The following is a 14,367-nucleotide window of genomic DNA, read 5'->3' on the forward strand; positions in this document are numbered from 1 at the left end:
TGTGAAACTCGTCGGGTCGCTGCTCGCCGAGGTCGAGAAGTTCGACACCGACACTCACCAGGTCGCCGTCGCGACCGCCGGTCGGTCCGATCAATGGGACCAGCTTGCAACGCTCTGCGGCATCGCGCGTGCTCATGCCGACCCCGAGTCGTTCCAAGCGTCCATGGACGTCGATGGCCGCTGGTCGAGGCCAGTGCGTAAGCGCCAGGAGCATTTCCTGGAGATGGTCGAGAAGGCCGTCGGAGACGACACAGCGCCGGAAGAGGTCCTGCGGCTGGCGTGGCGGCTGCTTGGCCGGTTGCACATCCTCGGTTTCGCGGTTCAGAGCCCGGGTGAACGTGACCGTACGGCGGTCGCGACATCGTTGGACGGCGTGGCCTCGCCCGCCGCCGACGGGGTGGCGGTCCGGGACCGGCTTGAGGTTGAGGCAACCCGCTACGACGCGACCGGCGCCATAGCGGACCTCAAGGTGCTCCGCCGTGACATTCACGTGGTCTTGGACTCGGCCGCGACTCGAAGTCGGCGGGCGTGGTCGGTGCTTGCGGACCAACGCAAGTTGGCCGTTGCGGGTGTGCGGACCACTATCGGTGACGAGTCATCTGGCGGACCGGTCGAGATCTCGTTCGCCGACCGCCGCGAACAACTCGCTGAGGCCCTGCGCGAGGCCGGTACCAGTGCTTCGGCTTTGCTGGTATCCGGCGAGTCAGGCATCGGTAAGAGCGCATTGACGCTGTCGGCCGTTGCCGAGTTGGAAGCCGTGGACCCCGCCGGGTTCCAAGGGGTCGTGGTCAACTTCCGCAGCCTGCCACAGTCGAGCCTGGAGCTGCGTACTGCGCTCGGGATGTCGATGGAGGACGTGCTCGCGGAATTGTCGGCACCTGCTCGGGTTTTGGTCATCGACGCGGCTGATGCTGCTCTGGAGCGGTCTGCCGGCCTGTTGAGTGACCTGGTGCTGACAGCGGCTGCGGCTGGCGTTGGGCTCGTAGCGGTGACATCCGACATGGCATCGGATTTCGTGCGGGAGCAGGTAGAGCTGGGGTTCACGAAGCCCATTTCATCTTTCGCGATGAGACCGTTGGGCGACGAGGACATCTCGATCGTCTCAGACCACTTTCCGCTTCTACGCACGGTCCTGCGAGACCTGCCCGCGAACTCGCTGCTGCGCAGGCCTGTTGTGCTGGACCTTCTGGCTCGGACAGGGTCGGAGCCAGACAGCTCACTGGGTGAGTGGGAGTGCCTTGAGCTGGTGTGGAGCAGGCTTGTTCGGGGCGATGGACGCCCCGGTGTCGGTTCGGCGGAGGCACGCGAACGGACATTGCTCGCGGTGGCCGCGACGACGCTGAAGCTGCCCGAGGGCCGCCGACCTGACGCAGGCGTCGATGCTGCAGCGGTGGACATGCTGCGTCGGGATCATCTGCTCGCGCCGGCGAGCCCGTACCGGGGCCAGCCGGAATTTGCACACGACGAAGTCCGACGGTACGCGACCGCCATCCTTCTCGTCCGTGGCCAGAGCCCGACCGAGTTGCTGCAGGCAGCTGGGGCGCCCCGGTGGGCGCTGTCGGCTACTACTCTTGCGTGCAAGGGGCTACTGAAAGCACCCGACGCTCGGCCCGTCCGGAAGTTCGCCGAACTGTACTCGCAACTGCGGATGTTCGCGGCAGCACATGGACCCCGGTGGACGGACGTCCCCGTGGAGGCGGTTTTGGAGACGCCGTTCGCGTATCAATGTCTGAAGTCGGCGTGCACGGATCAGTCGGTCGGCCTGGTGCTCGGCGACGTGGTTCGAGTCGTTCAGCAAAGGCACAAGGTCAACGGGCGGGTCGACCGTCTGATCACGAACCCCATTGTGCGGATTCTCCTCGATGACCAAAAGCCGTGGGACGTCTCGAAGGAGTCGTTCGAGCTGCTTGCGGACTGGCTGCAAGCCCTGTCTCTGGCAGACGTTCCAGCTGGCAATGAACTGCGAAGCCAGCTGCGGGACCGTCTCCTTGCCTACTGGAACTCGCTCTCTCTACGCGAAACCAGCGGGGGCCAACTGCCCGGGTCGAAGTCACAGCATCGCCAGCGCCGACGCACGCTGGATCACCACCTGACCAATGAAGAGTTCGTCGAAACGTTGGCGCTGCTCGGACCGGACATCGACGATGCTATCGAAGCGTGCCTTCGGGCCATCGCCGATGACGCACCAGCGTTCCTGGCTCCGGCTGTGGACTCGCCGTTGAGCGCCCGAGCCTTGGCCCAGAAGGACCCGGAGCTATTGGCGACGTTGATGGCGGCCTATTACATCGACGACGAGCCAAGCTGGCATCGAGATGAGGGTGTCCGGAGGCATCAGGGCCGGTGGAGCGGTATCGGACCACCGTTCTTCCAGTACTACTTCGGCGGGTTCTGGCAGCTGTTTCAGACAGCGTCGTTGTCGACTTCGGTGCGGGTGTTGAACAACATCTTGAACAGCGGTGCGCGGGCGCGCGTAGCAACGCTGTCTCGGCATAGTTCGCCTGACGTCTTCGCTGGGCCCGCCGGCGCCCGGAGCCAAGACGCCGACGGCGAGACGGAGAACGGAGAGGGTGGAAACCGCGGTGCGATTCTGAACCTTGACGGCACTGCCCGCCTGTACGTCGGCGACAGCCACGTGTGGTGCTGGTACCGGGGCACGTCGGTCGGTCCGTACTCGGCGATGAGTGCGCTCCAGGCGATGGAACGCCTTGCCGACATGTGGTTGAGCCAGGGTGTGTCACCGAGAAGGGTTGTCGAAGTACTGCTGAATGGCTGCGAGAACCTCGCAATTCCGGGGATGCTGTTCGGTCTGCTCGTGCGCCATATGGAGGACGTCGACACTGACCTAGACCCGTTCCTTGCTGAACCGGTCGTATGGGAGTTGGAGTTCGGTCGTACGACGAGGGAGTACTCAGGGCTGCGTGCCGCAACCGAAGGGCTCGCTAACCTCGAACGCCGCCAGTGGACACCGCGTGAGGTAGCCATGCGGTTGATGATGCGCGGTGGGCAGGAGCGTGCCGAGGCTTTGAAGAAGGTCGCCGACAAGCTTGTCGAGAACGGCGACCGTCTCGGCATTAGCCAGGAGGCGACGAAGAACTGGGCCGCCAGCCTGGACTGGGACCGGTACCGAATCAAGCAGCATGGCGATGAGATGTACATCGAGGTCGAACCGCCGCCTGAGCTGCGAGCCGCACAAGATGCGCACGAGGCTCACCAGGAGGTCGTGCAGACCAGCTTGCGGCTGCAGAATCGGTACTGGGGCTCGTCCAAGCAGGACGCCGAGTACGTGCCGCCCTCGTCGAAGGAGATCGCTGCGGACCTGGCGGCAGGCCGCGCCTTGCTCGAGTCCGATGGAGACCTGATGCCGAACCGGCCTGTGGACGCCGTTGCCCACGTCGTCCGAGCAGCCGTCGAACGAGCCGCCGCCGGCGATATGGAGGCGCTGGGCAACGAAGGGCAGTTCGCAACGGAGCTCGTCATCGGAATCGCAGCGTCGTTCCAGGACGTTGAGGATCAGCGTCACGAGGACCAGTACTTCGACCTTGGTGCCGACCGAGCCGCGGCTCAAACCGTGCCCGCGTTCCTCACACCCGCACTGGCAGCGCCCCTGGAAGCTGCCGGCGGTACGACCGAAGATGTTACCGAGGCCGGTCTTGCGATGGCAGGCAAGGCGTCCTTGGAGACACGGCTGTACCTGGCGCGTGGATGCGATGTCATCTGGGTGGCTCCATGCCATTCCGACCCTTGCATCCACCGGACTGCGTTGAACTGGTTGCTCGAGACCGCCCGTGGCGCAGAAATCGGTCCGTGGGACCAGGGCGGCCAGCGACGGCAGAACGTTCAGATTGCGGGCGACGTTGCCGAACGACTTCAGGAACTATCGGGTGACTCCCTCGACATCGCGGTTCTCGACGCAGCCATTCGCGGACTCGGCGTAGCCGCGTCGACAGACCACTGTTGCACCGACGACGCAACCACGCTCCTCGTCGCGTTCCTCGACGTCGAGCGACGTGCCATGGTCGCGCAGGAGAATGAGGGCTGGACCGCGGACGACCGCGGGACGCACACCCTCGTCGCCGCACGGGCCCTGCTCGAAGGCTTTGCGAAGAACAGTGACGCCGGACCGGTGCTCGAGCACCTCGACGTCCTTCGCGCAGATGCGGGACTGATGTCCAATTTCCTCCACGGTCTTGCCGCAGCAGGCGCAGAGAACGAACGGCTGGCCGAAGCTGCACGAGGTGTCTGGCCATCTGTGCTGCGCCACGCCGTTGACTACCTGAGTGACGACCCGAGCCCCTACCGCGACCATCACTGGGGCGACTGGGCTGCTGCTGCCCTGCTACCGGACCCTCTTCCGTGGGCGCAAGGCCTGTACAACGAGGTTATCGGTGGACCCATCGACTGGGTTCGCGCTGAAGACCTCGTGGAGTTGATCGACGATTGGCTGCCGGTCGCTCGAGGGGAGGCCAAGTCCGTCGACGCACTCATCGGCGTCCTGCGGAAGCTCCCAGAGGAAGTGCAGGCTACCCGAGGCGTGCGCTGGGTCTCCGACCTATGCATTCAAGATGAACATGTCACGGTCAATCGCTCATGGTCTTCTAACAGCTGGCTCAAGGGAATCCGCAGAACGGCGGAGGAACTCGGCACGTTGGACGAGTGGCAGATGCTCGTCGACACCTTGGTCGTCGCCGGAAACGAGGGATTGGCGCCATACAGCAGGTGATGGCTCAGGGGTCCTGCCTGATTCTTGGTGAGACTTCCGGACCTGTGACCAAGGCTGCTGCATTAGGCGGCGGTACCTCGTCGTCGTAGGTATGGCGGGGCGGGGTAGGCCAAGGCGCCTGCAGGTGAGCGGCTGTTGGACCGAATCGCGACGGGGGCGCTGACGCAGGCGTATGATCGCCGCCTTCGCCTCCCAGGGAACCCCGGCGACCCAGACGGTGCCGCACTGGCCGGCGTTCACTCTCCGAAACCGGCCTGCATGTCCTTCGACGTGGAACCGCGCCTGATCCAAGGCCCCCTCAGGGACGCCCGCCGCAAGGCGTGGGACGACGCGAACCCCTTCGCCCTCTAACGCCACCGTTGGGACCACCTATCCGCGGTGGTCCCAACGCGTAAGGGATCAGGAATCGCGAGTTCGCGCTCTTGGCGCTGGCCGTGCTGCTGAGTCAGCCGGGCTGCACCACGGCTCGACCGTGACCCTCAGCCAAGCCTGTCGGCACCAGTTCTAAGCCGTGGTCAGCTGTGTACCCAGGTGCCGCTTCTAGGGGCCTTCTTGGTCGCGATCCGCACTTCTCCGTTGATGATCAAGATCGTGTGGTGCGACCACCCGGCGCAGCAGTCGTCACAGACGGTCTTGATCCAACCTGCTGGGGCATCGTTGCGTCGCCTACGACGCCCGGGTTCCCCACAGAACTAGCAGATGGTCTCGGACTGCTTCTCGGCTTCAGTGAGAACGCCGCGCATCTCCGCGAGCGCAATAGCGGAGGCAGCCGTGACATGGATCCGGACCCCGCCGAGCTTCTCCTTCAGGTCCTCGATCTGGTAGCCAGGCTCAAGGCTGAGGAGCCGCTCGTGTAGCCGCAGAAGCAGCGGGTGCCAGCCCGGCCCGACCACGTGTAGTCGATCCGGCAGTTGCCGTCGCGGCGGCCCACTTCTGGCATGGAGTTCTTGCATGTTTCCATTCTTGCTTTCCTCCGAACTCACCGCTCACCGTCGGACGGCCGAGCTGCATGAGGAGGCAGGTCGCTGCGGGGCGACGGGTCTCTGGGAGAACGGTGGCCGTACTCCAGGTAGGGCCTTTCCTCAGGATGCCTGTCCACTCGTGTACGTCGCCAAGCCGTATCGAAGGAGAGGGCGCCGTCGCTGGCCTGTACAAGGCGCCACGCATGCCAACTGGTCCGGGGCGACAGCAGCCACCGCAGTACAAGCGTACTCACCGGCATCCCGCCGTCTGGTAGGCAGAGCGCGGAGCCGCCAGCCTGGTCACGCGTCACCCGCCATGACTGACGACGCGTGCCCGTTGAGTAACGCCTGTGCTTTCAAGGCATGTTGAGGGCGCTGGGCGCTCTCCATGCCTGCGGTCAGCAGCGTGTAGAGCATGCGCTTCTGACTGGGCTCGGGGAAGCTGGCCAGGAATTCGCGTAGCACCTCAAGGGCCTGATGCTCGACCGTCCGCTCGTGCTCGGGCCGGTACCGGGCGAACGCCTCTGCCACTTTGTTTGCGTCGCTGAGAACGGTGGAGAGCTTGGACCAGTCGGCGTCGTCCTGTTCGATCCATCGCACCAACAGGGCGACGGGGTCGGCTAGTTCGGAGGCAACCGCTTCGGCCGCCTGCCGGCGCAGGATGTCGATCACAGCCTGTTGTCGCTGCGCGGACAGCAGAGCAGCGACGGCGGCCTGGTCGTCGGGCGGCAGATCGAGCGCGAGCGAGGCCCGAAACTCGACAGGCGGATCTGTGGACAGCGAGCGCTTCGTGCGTAGGTGTTCCGCGACGACATCCCGCGCTGTGGCGAGATCCGCCGGATCGCACCCCACGGCGACATCGGCCGCCGCCTTCCTGAGAATCCTACGGACGGCCGCTGCGAGCTCCTCGCTCGCGGCCGGATAGGGCGGCTCGGTGAGGATCGTGGCCGTGATGCGGGCGACGAAGCCGATCCCGGGACGCGAACTGCGCAGCCGGACCTCGAAATCGGTCAGGCCGCGCCGCACTGCCCTGCGCATACGGCGGCGCGACCAGGCTGAGGAGGCCACGGATCAGGACTCCACAGGAGCGGACTCGTAATTGAGGCGCGCCGCCGAAAGAGCCGCGGGCAGTCTGAGGTCCTTGCGCAGCTCGATGACGGCCTCGTCGTTGGCCACGCCGGGTTCGCCGAAGATGAGCGCCGAGATCGGCGTGGAGTACAGGTGCTGTACAACGATTTCGTTGAGGATCTCTGTCACGAGTTCACGCGACACCTCTGTCGTCTGCCGGAACTGCGCCCAGGCGGTCAGCAGCTCACGGCACTCGGCGTCGACCCGGTCGTCGGCCAGCGCCACGTTCCAGCCCTGGATGAGCGCCTCTTTGACGTCTTCCTTCTGCTCCGCGGCTGCCAGCATGACCTGTAGGACGTACGGATCGATGCGGGGATCCAGGAGCGAGAGAAAGGCCCGGTGGCCGGCCAGGTGCTTCTTCTCGGTGGCCCACTTGATGACGGTGCTCCACACGCGGGGCAGCTGACCGTCACGCGCGGCGATGCCCCGCAGCGCCCGCTGGGCCACGAGCACGGCGCCATCGGTGTTGGGCCGGTCGAGGATGTGCCGCAGCCGTACGAGGGCCTGGCGTGGGTAGTGGTCCGCGAAGTCTCCCTGGCAGACCAGAGCGACGACGGTCGCCACGGCTTCCGAAGACTCTTGCGCCGAGTCCAGCAGCAGGGAACGCACCTCGGCGCCCAAAGTGTCCGCCTCGGCGGCGACCGTGAGGACGCGAGCGATCAGCTCCAAGTGCTCGGCGCTGCTGTCGCCGTTGTCGATCCAGGCGTGGATCTGCTTGATGACGCGAATGTCGTTCTCCGCGACGGCCAGCTCCACCAGGAGGTCGCCGATGGGAGCGAGCCGATCGGCCCCGGGTCCCTTGGGAGATGTGATGGTGTCGAGCCACGTCAGCAACGGCAGGTGGATGTCGGCACGTTGTTGCCAGAGGTGGAGCAGGACGGCTCGGGCGTATCCGCGCTGGTGGTCGAGCGTGACGGTCCGACCGGTGACCTTCGCGCCCAAGGCCTTGAGCCGGGTGGTCAGATCGGGCCCGGTCAGGATCGTCCGAACGCTGGTCTCCCGGGGCTCGTCCAGGAGCATCCTGGATCCGTCCTGGATGGTCAGCGCGTCCTTGTTGTTGAGGAACAGGCTGGAGACGAGCAGCGCGCGGTCCTCCGGTTTGTCCTCGGTCTCGGCGAAGACCTTCTGGACGTCGGATCGCCACTCCTGGAAGGCGCTGAGCGCCGCCTTCAAGCCCTCTGCGGAGTCCTCGGCGGAGGCGAGCTTGTCGGCCAGGCGGGCGCCGTCCGCTGGACGGCTGTCATCGGTCAGTAGATGTGCGGCCTTGCCGACCAGACCTGTTCCGGCGGAAGCCGTGTTGAGCCAACGGATACGGTCGGGCTTGCGATGGACGTACTCCAGGTGCGTCCGTGCCACTCGTTGAGCGCAGGGCTTCGTCGTTGCGCGGGCGACGACCCGGGCCAGCGTGCCGGAGGCGGCTTCGGGCCACCCGTGCTCGTCGGCGATCACGACCAGGTACGAGCCCACATAGAGCAGCTCCTCGGCGTAACTCACCAGCTGTTCCGCGAAGTTGCCCACGTTGCGCCAGAAACTGATCTCTGCGGCCACGTCGAGCAGGTACCCCGTGCCCGGCTCGTCGGGCAGCACGGAGATGTCCGGGGAGTGTGGCCTCTCCCAGTCGGGCCGGATCTCCCGAAGGGCCAGCGGCTTGCCAGGAGCGGCCTGTCCCTTCTGGGAGATCTCCCACAGGGCCTTGATTCCGGCGGTGCGTTTGCCGTAGCCGCCCGGTCCGGCGATGACGGCCAGCCGAGGCCCACCCCCGGTCAGACGATCGATGGCCTCTCCTGCCGTCCGCACCTCCTCGTCCCGCGAACTCAGGCCCACCCACGCGAGACGTACGACGTCGAGCTCCGCCTGCGGAATGCCGGTCACCGGCAGCTGCGGCTTGCTCGTCATGGTGACGGAGCCGGCAGCCACGATGATCTTCGAGTTCTGGTTGTTACCTACGTCCACCCGCAGTTCGGGCGCCGGGATGGGGACCGGCGGATCGAAGGGCGGCGGGACGGAACCGCGTTCGGTCTCCTCACTCACCGGCCCCCCTCCGGAGTCCTGTAGTGGAAGCCGCCCGAGGCATTGATAGCTCCGCCGGCGATAACGACCTGGCTGTTGGTGTTGCCATGCACGCTCGTCCGCGCCCTGGAGCCCTCGTCAGCCTCCTGGACCTGGTCAGCCAGGTTCTGTAGCTCTTGTGCCGTGTCCGGATGCTTCTGCAGGAACGCCGCCAACTGGATCATCAGCTGGCTGCGCAGCTGCTCCTCCACCGAAGCCCGTTCGCCCTCCGCACTGCCCACGAGCCGCTGCCGCGCTGTGTCGATGAGCCGCAGTTCTTGCTCGGCGCTCTCCTCACCGCCCCGCTGGAAGAAGCGGGCTACCGAGTCCCGTACTGACTCCCAGGTGTTCTTGACCATCTCGGTGACAAGGGCGGCAGCCCCCACGCCCGCGACCTGCATGATGTCCAACGCGTCCCCCATGGTCGATTCCCCTGTCCAGTGAGGTGCGCAGGGGTCGGCAGCATATTCGACACATCAGGGTGGATGGCGGCGTGGAGGTCGGCAATCGAAAGTATTTGCCATATATCGGAATAAGTAATTATCAAGCATATGAATCCGGCCGACTCGGATCCGAGGCGCGAAGTGTCGGGCCCCGCAATCCTCCGTAAAGCCCAGGATGGGCGGTGGTTCATGTTTCAGCTACGGCGCAACTTGGCCAAAGCGCTACTTTGGGTGATTGTCCGGAATTGACTTGAACGCACTGGTGTGGGTGCTGTGAATCCGGTATACGCCCGGTGGTAGTGGGGTGCATCGGGGCCCTCGGTGATCCAGGTCGGGTGGGCAGGCCCTGCTCGTGCAGGTATGGAAGCAGCGGGTGTCGGCCTGGCCCGGCCGGGTGTAGGCGATGCAGTAGCCGTCGAGCGGATGGCCGCTTCCGAGCTCGGGATCTGCGTGTCTTCAGCTGCTGATTCGACGAGATGCCCGGCCGCATGCTCATCGCGCCAGGGGTGAGGTCGTCCCAGATGCGGTGATCGAACGAATGTGCGACTCTTGAGTTATGGTGATGACCTCGCGGGATGAGGCGGACGGAGGGGGGCTTGTGGGTACCAGGAGGTGTGTATGTCGTTTACGCATCTCCATGTCGCCAGTGGCTACTCGCTGCGCTACGGGGCCAGCCATCCGCATGCGCTTGTGGAGCGGGCGGCGGAACGCGGACTGGACGCTCTGGCACTGACCGACAGGGACTCCCTTGCCGGCGCCGTGCGCTTTGCGAAGGCGTGCGAGCGAGCTGGAGTGCGACCTCTGTTCGGTACTGATCTGGCAGTGCCCGGCGTGCCGGGATCCCGGTTGCCTGGGACGGAACGGCAGCGCACTCCGGCCAAGGGGGGTGCCTTTGTGACGGAAGCACCCTTCCGAGCGGTGTTCCTGGCTCGGTCCGCATCTGGCTGGGCCGAGCTGTGCCGTCTGATATCGACTGCGTCGGCTGAGGGAATCCGATGGGAGGACCTGACCGGCGGCGACGATGGGGTGTTCGTGCTGCTCGGGGCGGGTTCCGAGGTAGGGCGCGCACTGGCATCGGGGCGGCCGGACCGAGCGGCGCTGCTGCTGGAGCCATGGCGGGAGCGGTTCGGGGAGGCACTGCGGCTGGAAGTGGTCTGCCACGGACGGCCTGGCACCGGACCGGGATCGCTGCGCTTGGCCGCACGGATGGCAGGCTTCGCCGCCGAGCAGCAGGTGGAGGCCGTTCTCAGCAACAGCGTGCGATATGCCGACCCGTACCAGCGGGAGGTCGCCGACATCCTGGATTCCGCGCGTTTGCTGATACCGATCGACAGCCGGGACGCGGCACGGCTGGACAGCGGGCAGCGATGGCTGAAGGACGCCGGAGAGATGGAACGGATAGCTGGGCAGGTCGCCGAAGCGATGGGCGGACGCGGCGCTGAGGCACAGCAGCTACTGAAAGCGACCGAGGAAACGGCGGCGGCCTGCGTGGTCGATCCGGGCGAGGCATTCGGACTGGGGCGGCTGAATCTGCCGGAGCCCGATTTGGTGGGTGCCACTGCGGAGTCGGCCGACCGAGTGCTGGCCGAACGGTGCGCGGCGGGCATGATGAACCGTGGCTATCACCGGGAAGTAGCGCGGTGGGACCGACTGGAGGATGAACTTCGGATCATCGCCGGGCACCGCTTCGCCAGCTACTTCCTGACCGTCGCCGAGGTCGCGACGGAGGCCAAGAAGATGGGCATCCGGGTCGCGGCGCGTGGCTCGGGAGTCGGGTCGCTGGTCACTCACCTGCTGGGGATCAGCCCGGTCGACCCGGTGGCGCACGGCCTGGTCATGGAGCGGTTCTTGTCCGCGCGGCGATCCGCGTTGCCCGACATCGACCTGGACGTGGAGTCGGCTCGGAGGCTCGAGGTCTATCAGGCGGTACGCGAGAGATTCGGGGCGGCGAGAGTGGCGACGCTTGCGGTGTACAAGACGTACCGAGTGCGTGGGGCGATCGAGGACGTGGCGCGGGCGCGGGGTGTGGACCCTGATCGGGCTGCTGAGCTATCCAAGGCGTTTCCTCACATCCGGGCCCGGGACGCGCGGGCGGCACTGACCGAACTGCCGGAGCTCCGCGAAGTCGCCGGTGAGGATCACGGCCGGTTGTGGGAACTGGTGGAAATGCTGGACGGCCTGCCGCACGAGGCCGCCATGCACCCGTGTGGACTCCTGGTGTCCAACGCCGGGTTGCTCGCGCGCACTCCGGTGATGCCGACCACCGTTGAGGGCATCGCCATGGCCCAGTTCGACAAGGAAGACATCGAGGACACTGGCCACCCAAAGATCGACATCATCGGCGTGCGGATGCAGTCAGCGCTCGCCCACGCCGTCGCCGAGATCGAGCGGGCCACCGGCGAGCACCTCGACCTGGACGACCCGGCACAGGTGCCGCCCGACGATCCGGCAACCTACGACCTGATCACATCCGGTGACACCTTGGGTACGTTCCAGCTCGAAAGCCCAGGCCAGCGCGAGCTGGTCAGAAATCTGCGGCCACGGTCGTTCCTCGACCTGATCATCGACATCAGCCTGTTCCGGCCGGGCCCTGTGGCCGCGAACATGGTGAGCCCGATGATCGAGGCCCGCGACGGCCGAACCCAGGCCCGCTATCCACATCCGCACCTGAAGCCGATCCTGGAGGAGACCAAAGGGCAGGTGGTCTTCCATGAACAGGTCATCGCGATCATGACCACGATGACAGGCTGCGACCGTGGAATGGCCGATGAGGCCCGCCGGGCACTGTCCGAACCAGACCGACGCGGCCGTATGCGGGCCTGGTTCGCCGCTGAGGCCCGCGTCCGCGGTTACCAGGCGCAGGTCATCCGAGAGGTCTGGGAGATCCTGGAAAGCTTCGGAAGTTTCGGCTTCGCGAAAGCGCACGCAGCGGCATTCGCGCAGCCTGCGTACCAGTCCAGCTGGCTCAAGGCCCACCGGATGGCGGCTTTGCTGGCCGGACTGCTCACCCATGATCCGGGGATGTACCACAAGAGAGTCCTGGCCGCAGATGCCCGTCGGCATGGGGTCCCTCTCCTGCTGCCCGACATCAACCACTCGCAGTCCGCACACACAATCGAACTGGTGTCTGGTAAGTGGGGAGTTCGGGTAGGTCTGTCCCAAGTGCGCGGCATCACCGAGGCCGAGGCCGAGCGAATCACCGGCGCGCAGCCCTACACCTCATTGGGCGACTTCTGGCAGCGCGCCCGGCCCAGTCGGCCGTTGGCCGAACGCCTGGCCCAGGTCGGGGCGATGGATGTCTTCGGACCTCGGCGTGAGTTGCTGCTGCAGATCGCCGAGTTTCACCGATCCAGCCGAGGTCATGACTCCACCTCGGGACAACTCCCTATGGACAACGACTTCGACACGCCGGGGGATGGCAGCACTGCGGCGGGACTGCCGGTCATGAGTACCTCCGAGCAACTCGCCGCGGAACTCGACGTACTCGGCATGGACATCTCACGGCACTTGCTAGAAGATCACCAATCCTTGCTGGCCGACATCGGTGCGACCCCTGCCGCCGACCTGCCGCATCTGCGGCATGGCACCCCTGTCCTGGTCGCCGGCATCAAGGTCGCCACCCAGACCCCGCCAGTCCGCTCCGGCAAGCGCGTCATCTTCGCCACCCTCGACGATCCCAGCGGCCTGTCTGACCTGGCATTCTTCGAGGACAGCCACGCACGCTGCGCCCACACGGTCTTCCACAGCAGCCTGTTGCTGGTGCGCGGAACGGTAGCCCGGCGCCCGCCGCGCGCCTTCAGCATCACCGGCACCGCCGCCTGGAATCTGGCCGAACTCATCGACCTGTATCGCGACGGAGGCCCAACCGCCGTCGCTAACCACCTCGCCCGTCCGGCGGCCGCAGCCGGCCCGACCGCCGCACGCCGGACCATTACCCAGCCCACCGGATATGAACTGCACCCCTGGGCCGACTTGAAGCCTCCAGGTGCTCCGGCCATCAACGGAAGAACCTTCCACCACTCCAGCCCTGGAAGTGCCGGGTGACCACGATGATCCTCTACATCCACTTCGGCCCATGCCGCGAAGAAATGTTTCGTCAACTTCTGGGAATGCTCGGCGAGGTCACCCCGGTCGTGCAGGGACTACCACCCGATGCGGCATACGTAGACGTGTCGGGGAGCGTGCGGTACTTCGATCGCGACGCCACCGAGCTGGCGGCCCTGATCCGCATGCGTGCTGCCGCAGGTTTCGACGCCGACTGCACGATCGGCGTCGCCCCCAACCCGCTGCTCGCGCAACTGGCCGCCAACCGCGGAGCACCCGGCGCGATCCGCACCATCCCCGACACCCCTCAGGACATCGTCGCCTTCCTGGCAGGTCTGCCGGCGGCAGCCCTGCCAGGAGTAGGGCCGGCGACAGTACGCACCTTGGCCTCCTACGGCCTGACCACCCTCGACACGATTGCGGTCACACCGCTGTCCACACTTCAACGCATCCTGGGCACGGCCGCCGGGCGGCAGCTACACCAGCGGGCGGCCGGTATCGACCCCACTCGTGTCACCCCCGGAGCCCTGCCTCGTTCCCTCTGCGCAGAACACCATTTCGGGCGAGACGAACTCAATCCGGACCAGCAGCGCCGTGTCCTGTCACACCTGGTCGAACGCCTCGGAACCCAACTCCGCAGCGAACAACAGGTCTGTCGATCCCTGAGCCTGACCGTCAGATACGCCGATCACTCGACGACCACGCGCAACCGCACCTTGTCGGAGCCCACCGCACACAGCCCACAACTGCGCCTTGCCACCTACGCGTTGTACGCCACCCTCGGCCTGCAGCGAGCCAGGGTCCGAGGCATCACCCTGCGGGCGGACGGCCTGTTCGACGCGAACTCGGCCACTCGACAGCTCACCTTCGGTACCAGCGACGACAAGACACGCCGGATCGAGGCCGCAGCTGATAGGGCTAGGGCCCGCTTCGGGCCCAATGCAGTTCGACCCGCCAGCACAGCGGGACTGGTGTGACCGCCTGGGATGCCGACAGCGCTGAACACATGCCGAGAGCGATC

General features: G+C 66.0%; 7 protein-coding genes. 3 read left to right on the forward strand and 4 right to left on the reverse strand.

Annotation, left to right across the window (positions count from 1 at the left end):
• Nucleotide 1 precedes the first annotated feature (1 nt).
• On the forward strand, nt 2–4,720 hold the full coding sequence (locus KUM44_RS10150; RefSeq protein ID WP_217207470.1) for an ATP-binding protein: 4,719 nt from the start codon (nt 2–4) through the stop codon (nt 4,718–4,720).
• A gap of 692 nt (nt 4,721–5,412) precedes the next feature.
• Here the strand turns inward: KUM44_RS10150 and KUM44_RS10155 are convergent.
• From KUM44_RS10155 to KUM44_RS10170, 4 genes are all read right to left on the reverse strand, one after another.
• The gene (locus KUM44_RS10155; protein WP_217207471.1) at nt 5,413–5,673 is read right to left on the reverse strand and encodes a hypothetical protein; all 261 of its coding nucleotides are present in this window, start codon (nt 5,671–5,673) and stop codon (nt 5,413–5,415) included.
• Nucleotides 5,674–5,982: 309 nt separating this feature from the next.
• Nucleotides 5,983–6,750, reverse strand: coding sequence for a hypothetical protein (locus tag KUM44_RS10160; RefSeq protein ID WP_217207472.1), 768 nt, complete (start codon nt 6,748–6,750; stop codon nt 5,983–5,985).
• Between the two features lie 3 nt (nt 6,751–6,753).
• Nucleotides 6,754–8,841: a hypothetical protein gene (locus tag KUM44_RS10165; RefSeq protein ID WP_217207473.1), complete on the reverse strand. Its 2,088-nt coding sequence runs from the start codon at nt 8,839–8,841 to the stop codon at nt 6,754–6,756.
• Nucleotides 8,838–9,281, reverse strand: coding sequence for a hypothetical protein (locus KUM44_RS10170; RefSeq protein ID WP_217207474.1), 444 nt, complete (start codon nt 9,279–9,281; stop codon nt 8,838–8,840). Before KUM44_RS10170 ends, KUM44_RS10165 begins: the two co-directional genes overlap by 4 nt.
• Before the next feature lie 639 nt (nt 9,282–9,920).
• Here KUM44_RS10170 and KUM44_RS10175 point away from each other — a divergent pair.
• Both KUM44_RS10175 and KUM44_RS10180 read left to right on the forward strand, forming a co-directional pair.
• The gene (locus KUM44_RS10175) at nt 9,921–13,346 is read left to right on the forward strand and encodes a DNA polymerase III subunit alpha (protein WP_217207475.1); all 3,426 of its coding nucleotides are present in this window, start codon (nt 9,921–9,923) and stop codon (nt 13,344–13,346) included.
• Nucleotides 13,347–13,351: 5 nt separating this feature from the next.
• On the forward strand, nt 13,352–14,323 hold the full coding sequence (locus KUM44_RS10180; RefSeq protein WP_217207523.1) for a hypothetical protein: 972 nt from the start codon (nt 13,352–13,354) through the stop codon (nt 14,321–14,323).
• The last annotated feature ends 44 nt before the right edge of the window (nt 14,324–14,367 follow it).

The sequence above is a fragment of the Streptomyces sp. AC550_RSS872 genome (genome assembly GCF_019049285.1).
GTDB lineage: Bacteria > Actinomycetota > Actinomycetes > Streptomycetales > Streptomycetaceae > Streptomyces.